The 22515-nt window shown below is 35.5% G+C and carries 25 protein-coding genes; 16 read left to right on the forward strand and 9 right to left on the reverse strand.

Annotation, left to right across the window (positions count from 1 at the left end; genetic code table 11):
- The first annotated feature begins 125 nt into the window (after positions 1–125).
- Together MHI57_RS00500 and MHI57_RS00505 are read left to right on the forward strand one after the other, a co-directional pair.
- Complete coding sequence (locus tag MHI57_RS00500) at positions 126–377, forward strand: hypothetical protein (RefSeq protein WP_095373481.1); 252 nt, start codon at positions 126–128, stop codon at positions 375–377.
- Positions 378–414: 37 nt separating this feature from the next.
- Positions 415–1260, forward strand: coding sequence for a polysaccharide deacetylase family protein (locus MHI57_RS00505; protein WP_340974384.1), 846 nt, complete (start codon positions 415–417; stop codon positions 1258–1260).
- Here the strand turns inward: MHI57_RS00505 and MHI57_RS00510 are convergent.
- Together MHI57_RS00510 and MHI57_RS00515 are read right to left on the reverse strand one after the other, a co-directional pair.
- Positions 1257–1607 carry a hypothetical protein gene (locus MHI57_RS00510; protein ID WP_095369676.1) on the reverse strand — a complete coding sequence of 117 codons (351 nt, stop codon included), beginning with the start codon at positions 1605–1607 and terminating at the stop codon, positions 1257–1259. The two genes, MHI57_RS00505 and MHI57_RS00510, sit on opposite strands and share 4 nt — an antisense overlap.
- Positions 1608–1641: 34 nt before the next feature.
- Positions 1642–2082 carry a DUF1885 family protein gene (locus MHI57_RS00515; RefSeq protein ID WP_307314650.1) on the reverse strand — a complete coding sequence of 147 codons (441 nt, stop codon included), beginning with the start codon at positions 2080–2082 and terminating at the stop codon, positions 1642–1644.
- 143 nt (positions 2083–2225) lie between these two features.
- On the opposite strand from MHI57_RS00515, the gene MHI57_RS00520 reads away from it, so the two are divergent.
- Both MHI57_RS00520 and MHI57_RS00525 read left to right on the forward strand, forming a co-directional pair.
- A complete protein-coding gene (locus tag MHI57_RS00520) occupies positions 2226–2498 on the forward strand; it encodes an SAV0927 family protein (RefSeq protein ID WP_095369675.1) in 273 nt (90 codons plus the stop codon).
- A gap of 195 nt (positions 2499–2693) precedes the next feature.
- Entirely contained in the window at positions 2694–2819 is a 126-nt protein-coding gene (locus tag MHI57_RS00525) for a GapA-binding peptide SR1P (protein WP_095369674.1), read from the forward strand.
- A 180-nt stretch (positions 2820–2999) separates the two neighbouring features.
- On the opposite strand, the gene MHI57_RS00530 is transcribed toward MHI57_RS00525, so the two are convergent.
- Positions 3000–4469 carry an aminotransferase class I/II-fold pyridoxal phosphate-dependent enzyme gene (locus MHI57_RS00530; RefSeq protein ID WP_095369673.1) on the reverse strand — a complete coding sequence of 490 codons (1470 nt, stop codon included), beginning with the start codon at positions 4467–4469 and terminating at the stop codon, positions 3000–3002.
- Positions 4470–4806: 337 nt separating this feature from the next.
- Between MHI57_RS00530 and MHI57_RS00535 the strand changes: the two genes are divergently transcribed.
- Positions 4807–5076: a UPF0223 family protein gene (locus MHI57_RS00535; RefSeq protein WP_095369672.1), complete on the forward strand. Its 270-nt coding sequence runs from the start codon at positions 4807–4809 to the stop codon at positions 5074–5076.
- An 84-nt stretch (positions 5077–5160) separates the two neighbouring features.
- Here the strand turns inward: MHI57_RS00535 and MHI57_RS00540 are convergent, their stop codons facing one another.
- On the reverse strand, positions 5161–5778 hold the full coding sequence (locus MHI57_RS00540) for a YktB family protein (protein ID WP_307314644.1): 618 nt from the start codon (positions 5776–5778) through the stop codon (positions 5161–5163).
- Positions 5779–6008: 230 nt separating this feature from the next.
- On the opposite strand from MHI57_RS00540, the gene MHI57_RS00545 reads away from it, so the two are divergent.
- Both MHI57_RS00545 and MHI57_RS00550 read left to right on the forward strand, forming a co-directional pair.
- Positions 6009–6203: a hypothetical protein gene (locus tag MHI57_RS00545; RefSeq protein WP_095369670.1), complete on the forward strand. Its 195-nt coding sequence runs from the start codon at positions 6009–6011 to the stop codon at positions 6201–6203.
- 148 nt (positions 6204–6351) lie between these two features.
- Positions 6352–7152, forward strand: coding sequence for an inositol monophosphatase family protein (locus MHI57_RS00550; RefSeq protein WP_289433451.1), 801 nt, complete (start codon positions 6352–6354; stop codon positions 7150–7152).
- Positions 7153–7228: 76 nt separating this feature from the next.
- On the opposite strand, the gene MHI57_RS00555 is transcribed toward MHI57_RS00550, so the two are convergent.
- Positions 7229–7414 (reverse strand): YlaF family protein, encoded by a 186-nt coding sequence (locus MHI57_RS00555; RefSeq protein WP_095369668.1) that lies wholly within the window; start codon positions 7412–7414, stop codon positions 7229–7231.
- A gap of 217 nt (positions 7415–7631) precedes the next feature.
- Between MHI57_RS00555 and typA the strand changes: the two genes are divergently transcribed.
- The 4 genes from typA to MHI57_RS00575 all read left to right on the forward strand — a co-directional run bounded on the left by typA (position 7632) and on the right by MHI57_RS00575 (position 11264).
- Complete coding sequence (gene typA, locus MHI57_RS00560) at positions 7632–9467, forward strand: translational GTPase TypA (RefSeq protein WP_095369667.1); 1836 nt, start codon at positions 7632–7634, stop codon at positions 9465–9467.
- A 78-nt stretch (positions 9468–9545) separates the two neighbouring features.
- The gene (locus MHI57_RS00565) at positions 9546–9860 is read left to right on the forward strand and encodes a YlaH-like family protein (protein ID WP_095369666.1); all 315 of its coding nucleotides are present in this window, start codon (positions 9546–9548) and stop codon (positions 9858–9860) included.
- A gap of 28 nt (positions 9861–9888) precedes the next feature.
- Positions 9889–10170, forward strand: a complete 282-nt coding sequence (locus MHI57_RS00570; protein ID WP_322909671.1) for a hypothetical protein — start codon at positions 9889–9891, stop codon at positions 10168–10170.
- A gap of 539 nt (positions 10171–10709) precedes the next feature.
- Positions 10710–11264, forward strand: coding sequence for a nucleotidyltransferase family protein (locus MHI57_RS00575; protein WP_095369664.1), 555 nt, complete (start codon positions 10710–10712; stop codon positions 11262–11264).
- 42 nt (positions 11265–11306) lie between these two features.
- Here MHI57_RS00575 and MHI57_RS00580 read toward each other — a convergent pair whose 3' ends face one another.
- Positions 11307–11507 carry a YlaI family protein gene (locus MHI57_RS00580; protein ID WP_095369663.1) on the reverse strand — a complete coding sequence of 67 codons (201 nt, stop codon included), beginning with the start codon at positions 11505–11507 and terminating at the stop codon, positions 11307–11309.
- 82 nt (positions 11508–11589) lie between these two features.
- Positions 11590–12192, reverse strand: a complete 603-nt coding sequence (locus MHI57_RS00585) for a YhcN/YlaJ family sporulation lipoprotein (RefSeq protein WP_095369662.1) — start codon at positions 12190–12192, stop codon at positions 11590–11592.
- A gap of 181 nt (positions 12193–12373) precedes the next feature.
- Here MHI57_RS00585 and MHI57_RS00590 point away from each other — a divergent pair, with 181 nt between their 5' ends.
- Positions 12374–13720, forward strand: a complete 1347-nt coding sequence (locus MHI57_RS00590) for a PhoH family protein (RefSeq protein ID WP_380043141.1) — start codon at positions 12374–12376, stop codon at positions 13718–13720.
- 70 nt (positions 13721–13790) lie between these two features.
- Here the strand turns inward: MHI57_RS00590 and MHI57_RS00595 are convergent, their stop codons facing one another.
- The gene (locus MHI57_RS00595; RefSeq protein WP_095369660.1) at positions 13791–14288 is read right to left on the reverse strand and encodes a hypothetical protein; all 498 of its coding nucleotides are present in this window, start codon (positions 14286–14288) and stop codon (positions 13791–13793) included.
- A gap of 145 nt (positions 14289–14433) precedes the next feature.
- On the opposite strand from MHI57_RS00595, the gene glsA reads away from it, so the two are divergent.
- From glsA to pyc, 4 genes are all read left to right on the forward strand, one after another.
- A complete protein-coding gene (glsA, locus tag MHI57_RS00600) occupies positions 14434–15372 on the forward strand; it encodes a glutaminase A (protein ID WP_095369659.1) in 939 nt (312 codons plus the stop codon).
- Positions 15373–15466: 94 nt separating this feature from the next.
- On the forward strand, positions 15467–15748 hold the full coding sequence (locus MHI57_RS00605) for a YlaN family protein (protein ID WP_095369658.1): 282 nt from the start codon (positions 15467–15469) through the stop codon (positions 15746–15748).
- Between the two features lie 377 nt (positions 15749–16125).
- The gene (locus MHI57_RS00610; protein ID WP_095369657.1) at positions 16126–17340 is read left to right on the forward strand and encodes an FtsW/RodA/SpoVE family cell cycle protein; all 1215 of its coding nucleotides are present in this window, start codon (positions 16126–16128) and stop codon (positions 17338–17340) included.
- A 19-nt stretch (positions 17341–17359) separates the two neighbouring features.
- A complete protein-coding gene (gene pyc / locus MHI57_RS00615; protein WP_095369656.1) occupies positions 17360–20803 on the forward strand; it encodes a pyruvate carboxylase in 3444 nt (1147 codons plus the stop codon).
- Positions 20804–20866: 63 nt separating this feature from the next.
- Here pyc and MHI57_RS00620 read toward each other — a convergent pair whose 3' ends face one another.
- The gene (locus tag MHI57_RS00620) at positions 20867–21826 is read right to left on the reverse strand and encodes a COX15/CtaA family protein (protein WP_322909200.1); all 960 of its coding nucleotides are present in this window, start codon (positions 21824–21826) and stop codon (positions 20867–20869) included.
- Between the last annotated feature and the right edge of the window lie 689 nt (positions 21827–22515).

Below are 22515 nucleotides of genomic sequence, written 5' to 3' on the forward strand. Positions count from 1 at the left end.
TTTCACTTAATTGGAAATAATACGGAAGTTTTTGGTATATGTTGTATGGTACAATGGAAATATCGTTCTGTTCGCATGCATACAATGATAGAAATAAAAGTGCAAATTTTCGGGACGGTGAGGGTATGAGGCTATATACGGTCGTTATTTTACAGTTAATCATATGGAGTGGTTATACATTTGTTGAATGGTTATCAAGATATGACAAATTAAGTATGAAGGTCATCATCCTGCTTATATTTGTTTATTTTGCTATGGTATTGGGTAATCATTTATTACATTCAAAAATGAGAACAGTATTAGCTACTTCTATCAGTATTAGCGTATATTTATTTTTCTATTTCATTATGTTCTACATAGATGATCTAATAAGATAACTTTTAACAAAAGAATTACTTGAGAGGAATGAATGTGATGAAGAACAGTTTTTTCGTTTTATTACTTAGTCTTGTTTTAGTTGTTACAGCATGTGGTAATGAAGAAAAAGAAACAACGAATGAGCCAAAAGGCGATGAAGCGATAGAAGAAACAGAGCATGAGGAAGAAACGGCACAAGAAGAAGAAAAGGATGAAGAAGTAATTGAAGAGAAAGAAGATTTGGCAGAAGTTGATGTCCAACCATCATATATCGTTAATGAAAAAACATGGAAGGTTGAGCCGATAAAAGATGCTAATGATAAAGTTGTATTGTTAACGATTGATGATGCACCGGACAAGTATGCATTGGAAATGGCAAAAACATTAAGGGAAAAAAATGTGCCTGCTATTTTTTTTGTCAATGGTCATTTCCTGCAAAGTGAAGAAGGTAAAAAGACATTGAAAGAAATAGCTGATTTAGGTTTCCCGATTGGTAACCATACATATCACCATGAGAACTTAACGGAGATTTCAGAAGATAAGCAAAGAGAGGAAATCATTTCTTTAAATGATTTAGTCGAGGAGATCATTGGAAGTAGACCACAGTTTTTCAGAGCTCCGTTTGGGGCGAATACAGACACTAGCTTGAGAATTGCTAAAGAAGAGAAAATGATACCAATGAATTGGACTTTTGGGTATGATTGGGAAGTAGATTACCAGTCAAAAGATGCATTAGAAAAGATCATGGTAGAGAACCCTTATTTGAGTAATGGAGCTATTCTATTAACACATGATCGTTCATGGACCAATGAAGCATTGGAAGGAATTATTAATGGCATACAAGAGAAGGGCTATGAGTTTCTAGATCCAAACAAAATACAAAAAGAAAAAGAGGCAGCTTAAGGCTGATCCTCTTTTTCTTTTCTTGTTGCCCGCCCATTAATAAATCGTGAAGTAATGGAGTAGATCGAGAAGAATAATAGAAAGTAGCTTAAAATATTTAAAAGAAATGGAACCCATTGGATACTCGTCTCAGCGTCAAGGGGTGAGGTGAATTCTATTACTTTCGGGTAGGATGATGTATCGTCTGAAACGGTTACGCTCTGTTTGGCATATGGAAATGGCCCCCCAAACAAAAATGATTGTTCTAATGGTTCTGGTACATCTTCGAGATATTTACTAAAAATAAAAGGCGAGATGAATGTGAAAATAAGTGCAATGATTAAAGTAATTATGACTGGTTTTCGCATGAAGATTATAACCCCTCTAGCTGAAGTATTTTTTTCATTGTAGTTTTCTTTTGTAGTAGTACATGACTCGTCCATTGAATAGATGAAGCTCGGCTTGTAGTTTTTTAGCGAGAAATTTGCAATATTCATTTGCTTTTCCTTTATCCCCGAACGTCGCTACTTCAGGCAATGTAAAGCAAATATTTGTTTGAATCCTCGGTGTATCATCATTATCCATTATTTTTTCTTTTTGAATAGAAATAAGGATGGCACGATATCTTTCATTTTCAGAATAGAGAGTAATTTGTTCCCCTTGTTTCTCATTAGAATCAATGATCTCATATGGGAAAGCAGCTTGACTATAGGCCCAATCCACCTGATTTCCAGTTTTCGCAGTGATGTCTTTATAATATTGGAAATAACCTCTTAGTTCAGTTGTTGTAATTGTGTCAATCTTGGATGCAGGCACTAGCTTAATCGATGCATATGCATTCATTTAAAAAAGCCTCCATTCAAAAATCCTTAGGGTATACACTATATCTATTCTATCACCAGTGAAATATATGTGACAATGAAAATGTTGCATAGAGATCAAAGATAAATTATAATAATATTCAAATTATTTAAAGGAGGGTGGATATGAAGTTTTTAAATCAAATGTATGATGATTTAGAGGATGTACATGCCAGATTTGTTGGCTTTTCTTCTTCTATTACTCGCTACGATTTTGCCATTTTTGCGGTCCCTTTCTTTACAAAACCCCTTGTGGTTTGCTTGCAGACGAGTTGTTCTACTCTCCTCGATATAAAAGATCTTGATGATCGCCATTACCTCCAAAAAGCTTTTCAAATTGAAAGTAATGAACAAACAGCTGAACTTATTCAATTTTTTAAGCTTGAATTAAATAAGTAAGGTTGTAGATAAATCAAGGTTAATAAGGTACAAGAAATCAGTTAATGTGCTGATTTCTTTTTCTTTTGTGAGATTTAGTATGTCTTATTTTATCGTTATTAGTTAAAAAAAGGGCTTGATAAGTTAAATAGTATGTATTATTATAATATATATGATGAAAACGATTACAATGAATGATGAAAGGATGGATGAAGAATGGGTACCATCGTTTGTCAAATATGTGACGAAACTATTGAAGTTTTTGAAGATGAAAAGGTGACAGTTTTATACGGTCAATGTGGATGTAAAAACGAGCATAGCAAGATGCACATTGAAGAATAGATGATATATTAAACTATTAATCTTTATAATAAACAGAGTGCAAATGCCATAGATTAAATCTATGGCATTTTTTATTGGGTTCTTATCATAATAATTTTCCATAAAAAATGCGAATCAAATATGTCATTTGATTCGCGATAGAAATGTGAAACTAAGCCAATTATCATTTTATCTCGAGTTTTATTTTATCGCTTTATGTTCTTTAATTACTCGAATATATTTAAAATCATAATCTTCTGGTCCCTGGACTGGCAGTCCGGCTTCCATATTTGTTTTGATATAGTTAAGGTTTTCCTTTGTAATAATCTCCCCAGGAGTAAAGATAGGAATACCTGGTGGGTATACCATAATGAATTCAGCAATAATTCTACCTTCTGATTCATCAAAAGGAACAAGTTCACTATCAGCATAAAATGCATCTCTAGGAGATAGTGCTAATAATGGAATATTGGGTAATAACACTTGCGGGTTTACTTTCGCTGCTTTCCCGTGTCTTTCTTTAGATAGCTCTTTCAAGGCATGAATAAGCTTATCTGCATCAGTTCTATCATCACCAGCTGTGATGATACAGAGAATATTATATAGGTCAGATAATTCAACTTCGATATTGTAATGCTCTCTTAACCATACTTCTACATCAAACCCACTTATACCTAAATCTTTCACAGATATGATTAATTTTGTAGGGTCGTAATTAAAGGTTGCATTTGTACCAAGAATTTCTCTTCCTACACAATAAATATGTTCAATTTCGTTTAATTCTTTCCTCATATATTGAGCAAGCTCAATAGTTTCCTCGATAATTGCTCTTCCTTCAGTGGCTAAACGTTTTCTAGCAACATCTAATGAGGCAAGAAGTAAATAAGAGGTAGAGGTAGTTGTTAGCATGCTAAGTATGGACTGTACCCTTTTTGCTGACACTCTCGTACCCTTTAAGTTAAGAATGGAGCTTTGTGTCATAGAACCACCTAGCTTATGGACGCTCGTAGCAGCTAAATCTGCACCAGCTTGCATGGCAGACAATGGAAGCTCATCATGAAAATGAATATGAACACCATGTGCTTCATCTACTAATACAGGAATATCGTACGAATGGGCCAAATCAACAACTTCCTTTAAGTCACAGGCAATACCAAAATAAGTAGGGTTAATAACAAGTAACCCTTTGGCATCTGGATGTTGTTCTAACGCTTTCTCAACAGCATCAGTTGTAATACCGTGTGAGATACCTAACTCTTTATCAACGACAGGGTGGATAAAGATAGGGGTTGCGCCAGCAAAGATAATGGCAGACATGACAGATTTGTGCACATTTCTTGGTACGATAATTTTTTCTCCAGGACCACAAACAGCCATAACCATCGTCATAATAGCACCACTCGTACCTTGTACGGAAAAGAACGTATGGTCAGCACCAAAGGCTTCAGCTGCTAAGTCTTGTGCTTCTTTTATGATGCCTGATGGGCGATGCAGGTCATCTAGTGGACCTATATTTATCAAGTCAATAGAAAGTGCATTTTCTCCAATGAAATTTCTGAAATCAGGATCCATCCCTCTTCCTTTTTTATGTCCAGGAATATGAAATTGAATCGGTTCGCGTTTTGCGTGGGAGAGAAGTCCATTAAATAATGGTGTTTCTGTTTGAGACAATTAAATTCACACCTCTTTAAACAATCAATTTTGCAAACAAACAAGTGAATTATAGCATTTATCCTTCCTCCTGCATAGAAAGATAAACAAAAATTTTTATTGCGCTAACTTTGCACTCCATTCGTTAGGATAGATAGTTAACACTCCATCATCTTTATAGGATTCAATTATCCGTATGAAATGATTCATTTGAGTGGATTCTTCCCATACTAAGATATATGCATATCCACTAAATAATCTTGTCTATGTTTTTTTAGATTCTAAAATTTAGCATATGCTTGCTCTTCTTCGTTAACTCCCGTACAATCAGCATGTAATCTAAGTGAGAGGTGTTTATATGGAGTATCAATATCCAATGGAAAGCGATTGGTCAACAGAAGAAATTATAGATGCGATTGCTTTTTTTCAAGCAGTCGAAAAAGCTTACGAAAAAGGTATTCAACGTGAAGATTTCATGGCTGCTTATCGTCGTTTTAAAGAAATCGTACCGGGCAAAGCACAAGAGAGAAACCTTTGTAATGATTTTGAAGAAATAAGTGGGTATTCTTCTTATCGCACGGTTCAAATGGCAAAAAAAGCAGATGAGAGTAGTAAAATTAAAATGTAATAAGAAAAAGCAGTAAGAGACGGTTTGAACCAGTCTTCACTGCTTTTTTCTTTTTATAAAATGATTAAACTTTACAGAGGTTTATTACAATTTATAGAGGGGTATAACTTTTTTAAAAACACTCTCTGTGTAAGTAATAAATTCAGAAGCAGAAAGTTTAATTGCTTCTTCTTTTGTCATATTTATACCACAGAGTAACTCTGCTTTTTTGACATTCTGTAGTCGAACAAACATGTTTTCTAGCTCATCCTTTGTAAGGTCGCTATGTTTGATCACTTCTGGTTTCGTGTGATCTAATGACCAAACGAAGTCTTGTGGGATATCATCATAGATTTTATCTATTTTGGTTTGCAATTTTTCAGCAATCTCAACTTTATTCGGTGCTTCATAAATAATGGCAAACCAGACAAATACATGCGTTTCCCACAGACCAATCTGAAAGTGAGGAAGCATCTTATAGCCTCTTGTATTATTGGCGAAAGCGACCCAAGTATCATTTGGTGGATTTTTTGTCCTTCTCGCATGCTTAGCCACATGAGGAATCATTTCATCACCTGTTTCTGCAGAGAGAAAAGGGGAAAATGTTTCTCCAAGTGCTTCAAGTTTGGGTCTTACTGTTGCAATTAAGGCTTCCATTCTTTCTTCTAAACCATCAATTGTAAAAACATCGAAATCTTCTTTCTTAAATCCATTAAATGTCATATGTAAACACTCCTTAAACCGTTTTACTATGTCGCATATTGTAGCATAAAACCGGGAGAGAGAACCAATTTTGTACACCAAAATAATAATCAATTGGGTAAAATCATCTTCTTCATAGGTAAACGTACAATTTTGTTGCACTGTGAAAAGAAGCTTCATATGATAAAAGTAAAAATAATCAGAAAACTTTTCTTGTGAAATTACTAAAACGAAAAGGGGTGCACTGTCTAATGAAGCAGCTAATTAATTCAATCAAAATGGCTACATTTGAAAAAGAAAGAACGGCAGTATTGCGATTAGAGATGGATTATGAGTTAGCAACACTTTTTGAAGCTTTAGAACTGAAAGATGAAGAGGAAGTAAAATCTACAAAGAAAAAGCTTGAAAAAATCAGACAGGAACTTCTCAAGCTTAATGCATTTTAAGTTGTGATGAATAAAGATGTTAAAGCGAACTTAACAGCAAGCAGTTAAGTTCGCTTATTGCTTTTTAAAGCTGTTCACTTGAAGTATTGCTATTTTTTCGATAAGCTAATGGTATTTTATACCGCTTAATAAAGAGTGGAGGATGAAAATGACTAATTGGAATGAAATACATAGATTAGCCACCACATGGGTGAAGGAAGCTGGAGAGAGAATCAAAGCATCATTTAGTGAAGAATTAACCATTGCAACAAAATCTCATCGCAATGACCTTGTCACGGATATGGACAAAGGAACCGAGCAATTTCTTATTGGTAAAATACATGACCATTTTCCATCACATCGCATCTTAAGCGAAGAAGGTTTTGGTGATGATTTTGCGGATGTAGGTGGGATTATTTGGGTGATTGATCCCATTGATGGCACCATGAATTTTATTCACCAACAAAGAAATTTTGCCATTTCCATTGGTGTATTTCATGAGGGAGTCGGTAAAGTCGGGATGATTTATGATGTGGTACATGATGAAATGTATCATACGATTAGTGGTGAAGGTGCATACATGAATGACACGAAGCTGAAGCCATTGACTAAGGGTGAAGTAAAAGATGCAATAATTGGCATCAATGCCACTTGGGTAACGAGTAACAAGCGTATTGACCCTAGTTACCTTGCTCCATTAGTAAAGGATGCGAGAGGAACAAGATCGTATGGTTCTGCTGCGCTTGAAATGGCCTATGTTGCTTCTGGTCGCCTAGATGCTTATATAAGTTTGCGACTTGCTCCATGGGATTACGGTGGCGGTATGATTTTAATCAATGAAGTAGGAGGAAAAACGACTAATTTAAAAGGGGAAGCCTTGATGATTACACCTCAAACTTCAGTATTTGTTGCAAGGCCGGGTGTACATGAAGAAATTCTTCAGCAGTATTTAAACAGTGGAAATTGGTAATAAAAAAATGGTGCCAAGCTTGTCCAATTGAGGATAGTCGGCACCATTTTTCTTACTTGAGGTTGTGATTTAACCTTTATAATTCTCCGTTTTCTCGCATTTTTTTCTTCAGCGTAAAGCCGTATCCCATAACAGCAACGATACCTACGATACATAGAAGAAAACCAAGAATACTTCTTTCTCCGATAGCAATACCAATTCCGCCTATACATATAGCCGCAGCAATCGCACAAGCTAATAATGGCCATTTAATATTTTTCATTTTAATCCTAACCTCCAATTTTGTACATTGGATACCATAATCGTCCACAGAACTTATTTTACACAAAAAGAAGTTAGTTTTCTACAATATATGTGATATAATGTATCAGTTATAGTATGAAGGCAGTGATTTTTAGTCAAAAATGAAAAGAAAATAAACTGATTATATATCTTCACATAGTAAGAAGGTTTACACAATCAGCTAGGAGGAAACATAGTTGAAACATAGAGATGATATACGTAATATTGCGATTATCGCCCACGTTGACCATGGTAAAACAACTTTGGTTGACCAATTATTAAAGCAGTCTGGAACATTCCGTACAAATGAGCATGTAGAAGAACGTGCAATGGATTCCAACGATATCGAGAGAGAGCGTGGAATTACAATCCTTGCTAAGAATACAGCTATCAAATATCAAGATACGCGTATTAATATACTTGACACACCAGGGCACGCTGACTTTGGTGGGGAAGTAGAACGTATTATGAAAATGGTTGATGGGGTATTGCTTGTAGTCGATGCTTATGAAGGTTGTATGCCACAAACACGATTTGTATTGAAAAAAGCATTAGAGCAAAACTTAACACCAATCGTCGTTGTCAATAAAATCGATAGAGACTTTGCTCGTCCTGAAGAAGTCATTGATGAAGTTATTGATCTATTTATTGAATTAGATGCAACGGAAGAGCAATTAGAATTCCCTGTTGTTTACGCTTCTGCTATTAATGGAACAGCTAGTCTAGATCCACAAAAACAAGATGAAGATATGAAATGCTTATATGAAGAAATCGTCAATAATATCCCAACACCAATTGATAATAGTGAAGAACCTTTACAATTCCAAGTAGCACTATTAGATTACAATGATTATGTTGGACGAATTGGGATTGGTCGTGTATTCCGCGGAACGATGAAAGTAGGCGAACAAGTTGCGTTAATGAAGCTTGATGGGTCTGTTAAACAATTCCGTGTAACAAAAATGTTTGGTTTCTTTGGCTTGAAACGCCTTGAAATTCAAGAAGCAAAAGCAGGAGATTTAATTGCTGTCTCTGGAATGGAAGATATCAATGTCGGGGAGACAGTTTGCCCAGTAGATCACCAAGACGCTCTTCCTGTATTACGAATCGATGAACCAACATTACAAATGACCTTCCAAGTGAACAATAGTCCATTTGCTGGTAAAGAAGGAAAGTATATTACTGCAAGAAAGATCGAAGAACGTTTGCATGCGCAATTACAAACAGATGTCAGCTTAAGAGTTGAAGAAACGGATTCTCCTGATGCATGGACTGTATCTGGTCGAGGAGAGCTTCACTTATCTATTTTAATTGAAAATATGCGTCGTGAAGGCTTCGAACTTCAAGTATCTAAGCCAGTTGTTATTATAAAAGAAATTGATGGCGTTAAGTCTGAACCAATTGAACGCGTTCAAATTGATGTTCCTGAAGAGTATACTGGTGCCATTATGGAATCTATTGGTGCGCGTAAAGGTGAAATGCTAGATATGGTTAATAACGGGAACGGTCAAGTGAAATTAATTTTCCATGTCCCAGCTCGTGGATTAATTGGTTATACAACTGAATTCTTAACACAAACTCGTGGTTACGGAATCATTAACCATACTTTTGACAGCTATCAACCAATGATGCAAGGTCAAGTAGGTGGAAGAAGACAAGGGGTTCTAGTTTCCATGGAGAGTGGAAAAGCATCTACTTATGGTATCATGCAGGTAGAAGACCGTGGTACAATATTTGTAGAGCCAGGCACAGAGATTTACGAAGGTATGATTGTTGGTGAACATACACGTGAAAATGATCTAGCTGTTAATATTACAAAAGTCAAGCATGCAACGAATGTTCGTAGTGCAACGAAAGATCAAACGTCAACAATTAAAAAGCCTAGAATTATGACGCTTGAAGAAGCACTAGAATATTTAAATGATGATGAGCTTTGTGAAGTTACACCTGAATCGATTCGTCTTCGTAAAAAAATTCTAGATAAAAACGAACGAGAAAAAGCAGCTAAAAAGAAAAAATACGCTGAAGCTTAAGCAAACATAGTCACTCGAAAAAGAGGAGGTAATTCATATTGCCTCCTTCCTTAATACATACTAAGGAGGATTTGGAGCATGATTGAAGATCGCCTTTCCTTTTTTGCAGCACTATATAAAGTTCATGAGAATTCAGATCTTGGGATGTGGTTGTTGTATCTCACCATTGTTGCGCTCTGTATTATTGTCTTTAAATTAGGATTTGCTAAAAAGCTCCCTTTACTAAAATCAATAATTATATATGCGTTCTTATTTATGGGATGTACAATGCTAACTTTCTTAGGGGTATTTTTACCAATTGCAGAAGGACTTGTCGTTGCTGCTGTCATATTAATTATATATAAAATCCGTCTTCATCAAGAAAAGAAACAACAAAGAGCCAGCGCGGAATAATGAAGAGTGGGGGAGATTTTAATTGAACGTGCATGATACCATTTATAATTGGCTTACCATTAAAGTTGTGACTGATGCCAGACCAGAGGATGAAGCAGCAACCGAAACAGAAGAAATGTTTTTACAAATGTTGAAAAATGATCATGGAATTAACGAAATCCAATATGAAAAAGCTGATCTATTCTATCATGTCTCTTATAGTGATAATGAAGATAGTAAATCCACAAAATATCCGATTGAATTAATAGAAGTGATGTTAAAACAAATATTAGCAGAACCTGAAAAATACAAAAACTTCCCCACGATATAAAAAAACGTCACCCGATTGTGACGTTTTTTTATATTGTAGTAGTACAAAGGAAAATAGTGCGCCTTTAAAGATTTGACGATGGGGCAAAGATTCAATCGCCTCAGAACTGAGAAAGAATAGGAGTGATAGGCTAGAATCTTGATTAGACGTGAGGAAAAAGGGTACATTATTATTTGTTCAAAACGGCTCTACCGGATTGAAGAGTATTTCGTTCATGAACATATTTTGAAGATAATTTCTTAAACCACCTTGGACAATGATAGTGCATTTTGTACAATTAATATCTTATGTACAGCTCTCTACTTTATCGATAAAATAAAGGTACTAAACAGTGCGCCTGCAAAAGTTAGTGAATGAAAGCTTTATTTTATATCGAAAAGGTAATTGTCGAGTTTGTCCCTTCTGTTTGGAATTGATAGTATGCTTCAGAAATTTTTCCATTGATTGAGCTAGACAATTTCATGGAACTTGTTATGGTTTGGCGTTTAGTGGTGAGTGGGTTATTGAAGGGATTGGAGAAAGCTTAGGGGAGGAAATAGATGATTCGAAATGAAGGCGATATTTTACAGTTAATTAGAGATGATAAAGAAATGATGGCCATATTAAAAGCCGCTAAACAACTTCATTTACCTGATTGGTGGATTTGTGCTGGTTTTGTTCGATCAAAAGTATGGGATACCCTCCATCATTTTCAAGAAAAGACGCCATTGCCTGATGTTGATGTAATCTATTATGATGATCAGCAATTGAGTGAAACCATTGAAAAATACTATGAAGAAAAATTACATAAAATACTACCGCATATTCCTTGGTCAGTTAAGAATGAAGCTAGAATGCATTCTGTTAATGGCCTGCTGCCTTATCAATCCTCAGAGGACGCTATTGCGAAATTTCCGGAGACGGCCACCGCTATTGGCGTAAAGTTAGATAACGAAAATCAATTAGTCATAACGGCACCATGGGGCATAGAAGACCTTATTCATTTTCGTATTAAGCCAACTCCTTTTTTTGCAGCTTCGAGGAAGAGAATGCAATTATATCAAAGCAGGATTATTTCAAAAGGTTGGAAAAAAAGATGGCATTTTGTTAACTAATATGAAATCCCTCCGTTTCATCTCTAACGGAGGGATTTTAAATTACCATTCTTCTTCTTCTTGCTTACTTCTATACAATTTAAAGTTGCCTGTAGCTGCTCTTTCATTCGTCTTCGTAGTTATTCTGTCATTGCATTCAACACACATATATGTGTGAATAGGTCGGTTTCTTAACCGTTTTGCTTCATAAGATTCATTATCAATTGATTCAATTTTATCACAAATAACGCATTGTACTTTCATTTATATACATCCTTTTCTAATAAACAAGCATTTTCCTTATTATAAACTAGCTGTTTTTGAAATGAAAGGATGCTGTTGTGAATTACTTATGATAATTCGATTGTTCTTCTTGATGTTTATTTAATTTTTTTGATTCTGTTTCATTAAGCTGTTCTTTTGATTCTTCCGTTTCCTCTGATTTATTCGGTTCAATGATATCACCAGGTACTTCTGGCATCATTCGACCAGAAATATCAGCTAACTCATTTAAAATCCCTTTTATCGGATGGCCATTTTCCACATCCTCTTTTACTTCCTTAAGTCGGGCATATAAATCAGGATCGGCAATAATTACAGCGTTCGCACCGTAGGGGTCATGCTTTAAGCTTTCAGCAACTGCATATTTTATTGAGCCAACCTCAGAGCGCTCAACATCTTCATCAATATCAATACCTACGATGCAATAGTCACCTAATACGACAGCAGTTGCATCGTTCACACGACGATTATCAGAAGCTAATGTGGCTAAGTGCTTAGAAGTCTCTTGTCCAGTCAATACTTCTTGTTCAGATATGGTACTATTTTTTACATTAACTGTATGAGGTGTACCTTTCTCATTTTGTGAAGATTGTGCGTTATTTTGTGCACCACACCCCGTTAAGTTGAGTACGATAAATAATGATAGTAGAACGTGAAAGTACTTCATTATACTACCTCCATCAAGATTAAACTTTAATAAAAGTAAATGTTTACAACTAGTGTGCGAAAGTTCTTCTATCTTTATGCGATAAATCATATATTTTAGCAAAGTTAGATTTGTCCATGTTGATATTTGAAAATGTTGAAACTAACAAGCAATGAACTATTTATGCACTAATGTATTTCTAATGGCGGGAGGCATCGGGTTGAGTAAAATATACGTGTTAGATACAAATGTCTTATTGCAGGATCCAAATTCCATTTATTCTTTTGAGGATAATGAAGTCGTTATTCCAGCTGTTGTGTTAGAAGAGGTAGATTCGAAAAAAAGGTATATGGATGAAATTGGGAGGAATGCAAGGCAAGTATCAAGAATGATTGACAGTATGAGGCAGTCCGGGAAATTGCATGAGCAAATCCTTCTTGAAAATGGAGGAAGCTTACGCATTGAACTAAACCATCGTTCTTTTCACCAGCTCCAAGAAATTTTTGTTGAAAAAACGAATGATAATCGGATTTTGGCTGTCGCTAAGAACCTCTCATTAGAAGAAGAGACAAAAGAAGGTGGTAGACCAGTTATTCTTGTGAGTAAAGATGCGCTTGTAAGAGTAAAGGCAGATGCTATTGGTTTACTAAGCGAAGATTTTTTAAGCGACCGTGTGATTGAAAATGAACATATATATACAGGTTTTCTTGAAGTATATCTCCATTTAGATATGGTGAATGAATTTTATAGTCAAGGAGAATTATCACTAAATAAAGTAGGGAACCATTCATTCTATCCTAATCAATTTGTCATTCTAAAAGATGCGCTTGGTTCATCAGCTTCTGCACTTGGCATTGTTGATCAAACGAAAGGGAAGTTGAAAAAACTTATTTTTGATTATGATCATATTTGGGGAATTAAACCAAGAAATGTACAACAAACGATGGCATTAGAACTGCTTTTACGCAGGGACTTGCCTCTTGTGACTTTAATTGGTAAAGCAGGAACTGGAAAGACGTTACTTGCGCTAGCTGCAGGCCTAATGCAGACTGAGGATTTAGGAGATTTCAAAAAGTTACTTGTCGCTAGACCAATTGTCCCGGTTGGTAAAGATTTAGGGTTCTTGCCAGGAGAAAAAGAAGAGAAATTACGGCCATGGATGCAACCGATTCATGATAATCTTGAATACTTATTTAATGTTAAGAAGCCGGGGGAATTAGATGCCATTTTGGCAGGAATGGGTTCAATTGAGGTTGAGGCTCTTTCTTATATAAGAGGGAGAAGTATACCTGACCAGTTTATTATTATTGACGAGGCACAAAATTTAACAAAGCATGAAGTAAAAACGATTTTAACAAGAGTTGGTGAGGGTAGTAAGATTGTCTTAATGGGGGATCCTGAACAAATTGACCATCCATATTTAGATGCCTATAATAATGGTCTTACTTACGTTGTCGAAAAGTTTAAAGATCAGAAGATTGCCGGCCATTCCAAATTGATTAAAGGGGAAAGGTCAGGGCTAGCTCAACTCGCTGCTGATATCTTATAAGGAAACTCTTAAATAACTCTATATAAAAAAGACTGAACGAGCATAGTTGCTCTCGATTCAGTCTTTTTTTTTATATAATATGGAAATCTTGTACATTTTTAATTGGCTGAAGGCGATTGCTTCCATCTTTATAATAAATATGCACTGGACCATCTTCTTTCAAAGGTTTACCCTTTAAAGAAAAGGCGAGAATGAGGCTTTCTGCCTCTGTCATAGGGATACTGACTGTTTCATTCTCACAATGTACTTCTATTGTCCTCGATCCACTATTTGGCTCAGCATTTGTAAGAAAAGGCAAGAAGGGAATCCCAAAAGTACCGGTTAAGACACGAACTTTTTCAAATTTCTTCTCCGTTTTAAGTGTTGGTGGGTAAACTGCACCTTCCATTATTTCACGATCCCAATGTTTAGAGGCTGCTTTCGTATATTCCTCCTTTTCATTCGGTAATTCTTCTTGATTCTCAAAATATGTATCAAGGTCAATTTTTCGATCATCAAAAATCCATACACTTGGATCGAGTGTAATTGTATATTTGACGTTGCCTGTAATATGGATGATATCCTTCATTTGTCATACCCCCTGCTTGTGTCACTAATATCTAATGTTCCTTATAAAGTATAACGCTTTTAACTGCAAATGTCATTTCAACTCGAATGGAATGTTACTAAATGTATTAAACTATAAGGAAATATTGAAGGAGAGTAGGGGTGTTATGGGTTGTCAGACTGATCAAGAATTGTTAGGAATAATTGAACGAGTAAAACCGCTTGTTGCTAAAGGTAAAGTAGCAGATTATATCCCGGCTTTGAAGGCTGCTGATCAGTCAAATGTTTCAGCAGCTGTCTTTCATATTACTCGAGGCAGTGATGTTTGTGTTTCAGCTGGAGATATTGAACAAAAGTTCACATTACAAAGTATTTCAAAAGTGCTTGTTCTAGCACTAGCATTAATTGATCAAGGATACACAAATGTGTTTCAAAAAGTAGGTATGGAACCAACTGGGGATCCTTATAATTCAATGATTAAGCTTGAGACGAGCTCACACTCTAAACCTCTGAACCCAATGATCAATGCAGGAGCATTGGCGGTTACAAGCATGGTAAATGGTAATTCTCCCGATGAGAAATGGCGCCGTATTCTCCACTTTGTCCAATGCTTATTAGGTGGTAAAGCCATCGGTTACAATAAAGAGGTAGCAGATTCGGAATATAAGACAACGGACTTAAATCGTTCATTATGTTATTTTATGAAACAACATGGAGTGATTGATGGAGATGTAGATGAGTTAATTGATATTTATACGAAACAATGCGCGATTGAAATGAATTGTTTAGATTTGTCAAGAATTGCAGCTGTATTTGCCAATAATGGTCGTGATCCGCAAACAGGAAACATATTAATTGAGGAGGAAGTTGCAAGAATATGCAAAACATTCATGGTAACTTGTGGTATGTATAATGCTTCAGGTGAGTTTGCAATTAAAGTGGGAATTCCTGCGAAAAGTGGTGTATCGGGTGGTATAATGGCAGTTGTGCCAGGGAAGTTAGGTATAGGTATTTTCTCTCCTGCCCTAGATGAGAGAGGGAATAGTATTGCCGGTGCAGAAATTTTGAAGATTATGGCAGAGGAATATCATTTTAGTATTTTTTAATCAGCGGATATCCCCTGATTATCCTTGCTTTTTTTTTCACTTAAGTTTAAAATTTATAGATAGGATAATCGCTCGGAAACGGGGGGATTGAAAGTTGGCTTCTGAAATGGTTATTGATCATAAAGAAAGAGCTAATGCTCTATTACAAGCAGATGCTGAAAAAATATTAAAATTAATCAAAGTCCAAATGGATAATTTGACTATGCCTCAATGTCCATTATACGAAGAAGTACTTGATACGCAGATGTTTGGCTTATCTCGTGAAATTGATTTTGCTGTGAGACTTGGATTAATTGCTGATAAAGATGGAAAAGAAATTCTTGATAAACTTGAGAGAGAATTATCCATTCTACATGAAGCATCGGTAAAAAAATAAAACATATTAAAAACTCAAGCTAAGGATATTAGCTTGAGTTTTTTTATTTATTAGAACTTGGTTAAGGGGAGAGAAGAGAAGAGTAGAGAAAAAACAAGAAGAAATAATATGTTATGCTGCTTTAAAATTAATAGCCAATATTATGCTAATCTATACAATTGATTCTATGAATTAAGCATATATAGTAGACAAATAAATAATTATGATGTATAAATATATTAATTAGTATGTCACATTAAATGAAATAATACAGAACAATGATGTAATCATTTAACGGGTTACGTTTTAATTACATTCCTTTTTATCTTTATTTTGGCAGGAAAATCAATGCTATAGTAGAATAAATATACTACTTAAGAGAATAAAGGAAGAGGCATATGTTTAAAAAAATTCTAAAATCTTATGATTATTCATTGATCGTTGTATTAGGTCTGTTATGTATTTTTGGACTGGTTATGGTCTATAGTTCAAGCATGGTGACTGCTGTCCAACATAATGGAGTTGCTAGTGACTACTTTTATGATAAACAAAGAACACATTTAATTCTCGGTACGATTGCGTTTATTGTTGCTGCTCTATTCCCATATAAAGCATATAAAAGTAACAAGTTTCTCATTCCAATCGTCTTCTTTTCATTTTTTGGATTGTTACTTGTATCGATTATCGGGAACGCGGTTAATAACGCACAAAGCTGGATTGATTTAGGTACCCGTTCTATTCAACCATCGGAGTTTGTAAAGGTTATTGTTATTGTTTATTTGTCTGCCGTTTATGCAAAGAAACAATCGTATATTAATGAATTTAATAAGGGCGTTGTACCACCGCTTGTTTATTTGATTCTCGTTTGTGGCCTGATTGCGATGGAACCAGATTATGGAACGGCAGGAATTATCTTTTTAATTGGTCTAGCGATTATTTTATCTTCTGGTATGAATATGAAAAACCTATTAAAGTTAGCTGGTATTGGTGCTATTTTTTTAGTTCCAATGATGCTTATTTTAAGAGATAAAATCTTTACAGATACTAGGCTAGCAAGATTCGATTTCCTCCATCCGTTTGAAGCTGAAGGGGGATATCAATTGTCCAACGCATTTATCGCCCTTGGTAATGGTGGATTAAGTGGTTTAGGATTAGGACAAAGTATTCAAAAAATGGGCTACTTACCAGAAGCTCATACAGATTTTATTATGGCTGTTATCGTTGAAGAACTGGGTGTTTTTGGTGTGATGTTTGTGCTTTTTGCTTTAGGTTTTATCGTACTGAAAGGCATATTTGTCGCACTCAAGTGTAAAGATGCATTTGGAAGTTTATTGGCTATAGGTGTTTCTAGTATGATTGGCATTCAAGCATTTATTAACCTTGGCGGTATATCAGGAGTCATTCCTTTAACTGGGGTACCTTTACCATTTATAAGCTATGGTGGATCATCTTTATTAGTACTTATGGTTTCAATGGGCATTTTAGTGAATGTATCAATGTTTGTAAACTATGAAAAGAAATATAAAGATAAAGAAGAACAAGATGTAACGACTGACAAACCAGTAAATACAACAGCAAGTATGGGTGGTCGTTTTACATATAATAGACGATAAAAATATACGGGGTGTTATTATGGGTCAAAAGATTAGTAAGGTATTAGTCGCCAATCGAGGAGAAATTGCCATTCGCGTTTTTCGTGCCTGTACGGAATTAAATATCCGTACAGTTGCGATCTATTCAAAGGAAGACTCAGGGTCGTATCATAGATACAAAGCAGATGAAGCATACCTTGTTGGTGAAGGTAAGAAGCCGATTGATGCTTACCTCGATATCGAGGGTATCCTTAAAATCGCAAAAGATAGCGGAGTTGATGCGATTCATCCTGGTTATGGCTTTTTATCAGAAAATATTCAGTTTGCTAGAAGATGCGAAGAAGAAGGTATTAAGTTTATTGGGCCTGAATCTAAACATTTGAATATGTTTGGAGATAAAGTAAAGGCGCGGTCACAAGCTCAAAGTGCGAATATTCCAGTTATTCCTGGTTCTGATGGTCCGGTGCAAGCTGTTGAGGAAGTAGAACAATTCGGAAGAGATTACGGCTACCCAATTATTATTAAAGCCTCACTTGGTGGTGGCGGTCGTGGAATGAGGATAGTTAACAGTCCAGAGGAAGTGAGAGAAGCATATAATCGCGCGAAATCTGAAGCAAAAGCGGCATTCGGAAATGATGAAGTGTATGTCGAGAAATTCGTACAAAATCCGAAACATATAGAAGTGCAAATTATTGGGGACCAACATGGCAATATTATTCACCTGTTTGAACGGGATTGTTCTGTACAAAGACGTCATCAAAAAGTTGTCGAAGTCGCACCATGTGTATCGTTAGATGAGGAATTAAGAGGACGTATTTGTGAGGCAGCCGTACAATTAATGAAGAACGTCGATTATATTAATGCAGGAACAGTTGAGTTCCTTGTTTCAGGAGAAGAGTTTTATTTCATTGAAGTAAATCCTCGTGTCCAAGTTGAACATACAATCACTGAAATGATAACTGGTATTGATATCGTTCAAACACAAATTTTAGTTGCTGAAGGATATGAATTACACAGTCAAAAAATTGGTATACCTGATCAAGCAGATATCAAAACAATGGGATATGCGATTCAATCTCGTGTAACGACAGAAGATCCTTTGAACAATTTTATGCCTGATACAGGAAGACTAATGGCTTATCGTAGTGGTGGAGGGTTTGGTGTTCGTCAAGATGCAGGTAATGCTTACCAAGGTGCAGTAATCACACCCCATTATGATTCTTTATTGGTGAAACTTTCAACTCATGCAATTACCTTTGAACAAGCTGCATCAAAAATGGTTAGAAATTTACAAGAATTTAGAATCAGAGGGATAAAAACCAATATTCCGTTTTTAGAGAATGTTGTTAAACATAAAAACTTTTTGACAGGTGAATATGATACATCATTTATTGATCGTACTCCGGAACTGTTTATTTTCCCAAAAAGAAAAGACCGGGGAACAAAAATGCTTTCATACATCGGTAATGTAACTGTTAATGGTTTCCCTGGAATCGAAAAGCAGAAGAAGCCAGCATTTGATCAACCAAGAATGCCTAAAATTATTTTACCTAATGAGTATCAGTCTGGTACAAAGCAAGTACTTGAAGAACGTGGTGCAGAAGGGCTTGTGTCATGGATTAAGGAACAAAAGAATGTTCTATTAACAGATACGACGTTTAGAGATGCTCATCAATCCTTACTAGCGACAAGAGTCCGAACGAAGGATTTACAAAATATTGCTGAACCGACGGCCAAACTACTTCCGCAAATGTTTTCTTCAGAGATGTGGGGCGGTGCGACTTTTGATGTGGCTTATCGCTTTTTGAAAGAAGATCCTTGGGAAAGATTATTAACATTACGTCAGAAGATGCCAAATATTCTCTTACAAATGTTGTTAAGAGCATCTAATGCCGTTGGTTATAAAAACTATGCGGACAATGTTATTCAAGAGTTTGTAGAAAAGTCAGCACATGCAGGTATCGATGTCTTCCGAATTTTCGATAGTTTAAACTGGGTAAAAGGTATGGAGGTAGCAATAGATGCTGTTAGACAGACAGGCAAAATCGCTGAGGCAGCCATTTGTTATACAGGTGATATTTCTGATAAAACAAGAAAGAAATATGATCTAGCGTATTATAAAGAGTTGGCAAAAGAACTCGAGAATCAAGGTGCCCATATTTTAGGGATTAAGGATATGGCTGGATTATTGAAGCCGCAATCAGCTTTTGAGCTCATCTCAGAATTGAAAGAAACTGTAGATATTCCTATTCATTTGCATACGCATGATACTAGTGGCAATGGAATTTTCACTTATGCAAAAGCAATCGAGGCGGGCGTTGATATTGTTGATGTTGCCTTAAGTACAATGGCTGGATTAACATCACAACCTAGTGCAAATACATTATATTATGCGTTAGAAGGGTCAGAAAGACAACCTGAGATGAGTGTGGATGCATTAGAACAGCTTTCTTATTATTGGGAAGATGTACGTAAATATTATCAAGAATTTGAAAGTGGTATGAAAGCACCTCATACGGAAATTTATCAACATGAAATGCCTGGAGGGCAATATAGTAACCTACAACAACAGGCAAAAGCAGTTGGTCTAGGAGAGAAATGGGATGATGTAAAAGGGATGTATTCCCGCGTCAATCAAATGTTTGGTGATATTGTCAAAGTTACACCATCATCAAAAGTTGTAGGAGATATGGCTCTATACATGGTACAAAATCAATTAGATGAAGAAGCGGTCATTCAAAAAGGTGCTTCACTAGACTTCCCTGATTCTGTTGTCGAGCTGTTTGAAGGTTATTTAGGGCAACCGTATCAAGGATTCCCTAAAGATCTACAAAAGGCGATATTGAAAAATAGAGAAGCCATCACTGTTAGACCTGGTGAGCTGCTAGAACATGTTGATTTTGATGAAATAAAAGCGATTTTATATAAAGATTTAGGTAGAGAAGTGACAAGCTTTGATGCAATTGCCTATGCACTTTACCCTAAGGTGTTCATGGACTACCACAAAACATATACGCAATTTGGTGATGTTTCTGTTCTTGATACACCTACATTCTTATACGGTATGAACTTAGGTGAAGAAATTGAAGTGGAAATTGAAAAAGGAAAAACGCTTATTGTTAAATTAGTGTCAATTGGTCAAGCGCGGGCAGATGGAACGAGAGTGATTTATTTCGAACTAAATGGACAACCTCGTGAAGTGGTGATAAAAGATGAAAGTATTAAATCTTCCGTTGCAACGAAAGTAAAGGCAGATCCTCACAATGAAACACATATTGCTGCGACAATGCCTGGAACAGTTATTAAGGCAGTAGTAAACAAAGGTGACGTCGTTAATCAAGGTGACCACTTGATGATTACTGAGGCGATGAAAATGGAAACAACTGTACAAGCTCCATTTACTGGTACGGTAAAAGAAATTTATGCAGCTGATGGTGAATCGATTGCTACTGGTGATCTTTTAATTGAATTAGCGCGATCATAATAAAAAAACTTTTCCTCTTAAATAGAGGAAAAGTTTTTTTGCTTACTTTAATCAAAAGAAAATTTATGATAATGGAACGTTTTTGTCTTTTTTATTGTCCGTTTTCTTTGATTGAGTCAATTCATTTGCTTTGCTTCGTGTTGTGAGAAGGATAAAGTAGCTTAACACCCCAAACAAGCAAGAAATAAAAAATGCATGGGCGAGCGCAATGTATAAGTTTAATTGGGTAATTACAACTAGTGCACCAGCGATGACTTGCAAACTGACTAAAATAAACGAGATAATCCAGCCGATATAAATAACTGGCTGATGCTTATAATGTTTCAGTGCCAGTATCATGATATAGGTAATCCAAATAAATATGATACCAGCTGCTGCACGATGTCCCATCTGAATCCATTCATACATATTTAGGGGAAGACCGATGGCGTCATTCCTACAGAATGGCCAATCGATACAAACGAGACTAGCATTTACATGTCGTACGAGCGCACCTGTATAAACAACGATATAACTGTAGAGTGTAACCCCGATAATGTGGCGCTTCATTCGTTGATCGAGAACAAGTTTTTCTGCTTGGAACTTCTTATCCACTTCGAAAATTAACAAAGTAAGTAATAGAACAGCGGCAAATGATATTAATGAAATACCGAAATGGAGTGCCATCACAAAATCAGATTGTCCCCACATGACTGCAGCTGCACCGATGAGTGCTTGCAATACTAGAAAGATGACAGATGAAATGGCTAGAAATTTAGTTTCTCTTACATGACCAATCTTTTTCCATGACCAAATGGCTAAAATTAGAACCATAAATCCGACAGAACCTGAAACAAGTCTATGCGCGAGCTCAATAATTAATTCGGGTGAAATATTGCTTGGGATAAATTCACCGTGACATAATGGCCATGATGCCCCGCAGCCGTCTCCCGAATCTGTCTTTGTAACTAATGCCCCGCCTAATAGAATGAGTAGCATGCCTATTGTTGTTAGGACAGCGAACCATTTTAATGATCGTTGCAAATCTTTCACCTTCTTCTGAATGTATAGGTATGTATGAGCGCTATGGCTATAAGAATATAGGTTTACGCGGCGCGTGATTATACTTATAAATACCATTTAAATGCTGATATTAGTCATATTGTATAATCAAAAAATTGTGTTCATTATGTTTATTTACTTCATTTTATTCGGATAAGTTATGATTGAAGTAAATGTGAAAAAAATACGTCTATGTATACTCACTTTTTTGATACTACAGGATTCATCAAAATATTACAATACTTATAAAAATTCTTCCGTATTCATCCTTATTTCCCTTGAAAACATAAGTTTTGTCTGCTAGAAATATAGTTGTCATGTAAATATTTCTAAAAAGCATAAGTTGTGTTATTACCTTAATTTATCATTTAATGAAAAAATTATTAACTTAATTATCTCAGAAAAGTGATGAATATATAATGGAAAACAAACTTCTGACACAAATTAGTCATAATTAATTCTAGAAAATTTCACAAAATAACTAAAAAATGTGATTTAATATACAGTGAATGCATCACACTTGTTTTGTGTGGAATTGTAAATGATTTGGAATTAATTATTTTTACTGCTTTGGTGAATTTAATGACAAATATGGTAATGTAAACTAATTTGCTTTATAGTGGAGTTAGTGCTTAACTTTTAATCTGTCATTAAATGCTTTCCAGTATCAC

Origin of the sequence: Cytobacillus sp. FSL K6-0129, assembly GCF_038007625.1 — a bacterium.
Classification (GTDB): Bacteria; Bacillota; Bacilli; order Bacillales; family Cytobacillaceae; genus Cytobacillus; species Cytobacillus kochii.

Excerpts from the sequence above, each read along its gene's own strand:
- MHI57_RS00555 (WP_095369668.1), bottom strand. The coding sequence starts at position 7,414 with ATGAAAAATATTAAATGGCCATTATTAGCTTGTGCGATTGCTGCGGCT.
- MHI57_RS00595 (WP_095369660.1), bottom strand. The coding sequence starts at position 14,288 with ATGAAGGATATCATCCATATTACAGGCAACGTCAAATATACAATTACA.
- MHI57_RS00520 (WP_095369675.1), top strand. The coding sequence starts at position 2,226 with ATGAAGTTTTTAAATCAAATGTATGATGATTTAGAGGATGTACATGCC.
- MHI57_RS00590 (WP_380043141.1), top strand. The coding sequence starts at position 12,374 with ATGGCGGGAGGCATCGGGTTGAGTAAAATATACGTGTTAGATACAAAT.
- MHI57_RS00535 (WP_095369672.1), top strand. The coding sequence starts at position 4,807 with ATGGAGTATCAATATCCAATGGAAAGCGATTGGTCAACAGAAGAAATT.
- MHI57_RS00540 (WP_307314644.1), bottom strand. The coding sequence starts at position 5,778 with ATGACATTTAATGGATTTAAGAAAGAAGATTTCGATGTTTTTACAATT.
- pyc (WP_095369656.1), top strand. The coding sequence starts at position 17,360 with ATGGGTCAAAAGATTAGTAAGGTATTAGTCGCCAATCGAGGAGAAATT.
- MHI57_RS00515 (WP_307314650.1), bottom strand. The coding sequence starts at position 2,082 with ATGAATGCATATGCATCGATTAAGCTAGTGCCTGCATCCAAGATTGAC.
- MHI57_RS00510 (WP_095369676.1), bottom strand. The coding sequence starts at position 1,607 with ATGCGAAAACCAGTCATAATTACTTTAATCATTGCACTTATTTTCACA.
- glsA (WP_095369659.1), top strand. The coding sequence starts at position 14,434 with ATGGGTTGTCAGACTGATCAAGAATTGTTAGGAATAATTGAACGAGTA.
- MHI57_RS00580 (WP_095369663.1), bottom strand. The coding sequence starts at position 11,507 with ATGAAAGTACAATGCGTTATTTGTGATAAAATTGAATCAATTGATAAT.
- MHI57_RS00585 (WP_095369662.1), bottom strand. The coding sequence starts at position 12,192 with ATGAAGTACTTTCACGTTCTACTATCATTATTTATCGTACTCAACTTA.
- MHI57_RS00610 (WP_095369657.1), top strand. The coding sequence starts at position 16,126 with ATGTTTAAAAAAATTCTAAAATCTTATGATTATTCATTGATCGTTGTA.
- MHI57_RS00545 (WP_095369670.1), top strand. The coding sequence starts at position 6,009 with ATGAAGCAGCTAATTAATTCAATCAAAATGGCTACATTTGAAAAAGAA.
- MHI57_RS00525 (WP_095369674.1), top strand. The coding sequence starts at position 2,694 with ATGGGTACCATCGTTTGTCAAATATGTGACGAAACTATTGAAGTTTTT.
- MHI57_RS00505 (WP_340974384.1), top strand. The coding sequence starts at position 415 with ATGAAGAACAGTTTTTTCGTTTTATTACTTAGTCTTGTTTTAGTTGTT.
- MHI57_RS00575 (WP_095369664.1), top strand. The coding sequence starts at position 10,710 with ATGATTCGAAATGAAGGCGATATTTTACAGTTAATTAGAGATGATAAA.
- MHI57_RS00565 (WP_095369666.1), top strand. The coding sequence starts at position 9,546 with ATGATTGAAGATCGCCTTTCCTTTTTTGCAGCACTATATAAAGTTCAT.
- MHI57_RS00550 (WP_289433451.1), top strand. The coding sequence starts at position 6,352 with ATGACTAATTGGAATGAAATACATAGATTAGCCACCACATGGGTGAAG.
- MHI57_RS00500 (WP_095373481.1), top strand. The coding sequence starts at position 126 with ATGAGGCTATATACGGTCGTTATTTTACAGTTAATCATATGGAGTGGT.